This is a genomic window from Streptomyces sp. 5-10 (genome assembly GCF_014712245.1).
Classification (GTDB): domain Bacteria; phylum Actinomycetota; class Actinomycetes; order Streptomycetales; family Streptomycetaceae; genus Streptomyces; species Streptomyces violaceusniger.
In genome coordinates, this window is the sequence record NZ_JACVYG010000205.1 from 1 (window position 1) to 932 (window position 932).

General features: G+C 74.6%; 1 protein-coding gene. It reads left to right on the forward strand.

The window, feature by feature from the left end; genetic code table 11:
- Positions 1-932, forward strand: a 932-nt coding sequence (locus IEJ02_RS47825; RefSeq protein WP_317986118.1) for a ketoacyl-synthetase C-terminal extension domain-containing protein, incomplete at both ends; no start/stop codon positions are given.

Below are 932 nucleotides of genomic sequence, written 5' to 3' on the forward strand. Positions count from 1 at the left end.
GGCACCGGCTGGGGCGAGGGCGTCGGCATGCTGCTCGTCGAGCGGCTGTCGGACGCGGAGAAGAACGGCCACCCGGTGCTGGCCCTTGTGCGGGGCAGCGCGATCAACCAGGACGGTGCGAGCAATGGCCTGACGGCGCCGAACGGCCCCTCGCAGCAGCGGGTGATCCGGCAGGCGCTGGCCGGTGCGGGGCTGTCGGCCGGGGATGTGGACGCGGTCGAGGCGCACGGTACGGGCACGACGCTGGGTGACCCGATCGAGGCGCAGGCGCTGCTGGCCACGTACGGGCAGCAGCGGGAGGCCGACCGGCCGTTGTGGCTGGGGTCCATCAAGTCCAACATCGGTCATACGCAGGCGGCCGCCGGTGTCGCGGGCGTCATCAAGATGGTGCTGGCGATGCGGCATGGTGTGCTGCCGCAGACGTTGCACGTGGACGCGCCGTCGCCGCATGTGGACTGGTCGGCGGGGGCCGTCTCGCTGCTGACGGAGCAGGTGGAGTGGCCGGAGACCGGCCGTCCGCGCCGCGCGGGCGTGTCGTCCTTCGGGCTGAGCGGCACCAACGCGCACACCATCATCGAGCAGGCCCCGGCCCTGCCGGTCACCCCGGCCGCCCCGGGCGAGCGGCCCGCGCCGCGTGAGCTGACCGTGCTGCCGTGGCTGCTGTCGGCGAAGGACGGGCAGGCGCTGCGCGCCCAGGCCGCACAGCTGGCCACCCATCTCCGCACCCACCCCGAGCTGAGCGCGACCGACCTCGCCTTCTCGCTCGCCACCAGCCGCGCCGCGCTGGAGCGGCGCGCCGCCCTCGTCACCACGGACCGCGAGACGTTCCTGGCGGGCCTGGACGCGGTGGCCCGGGGCGAGTCCGTCCCGGACCTGGTCGAGGGGACGGTCGCCGAGGGCAAGGTGGCGTTCCTGTTCACGGGGCAGGGGAG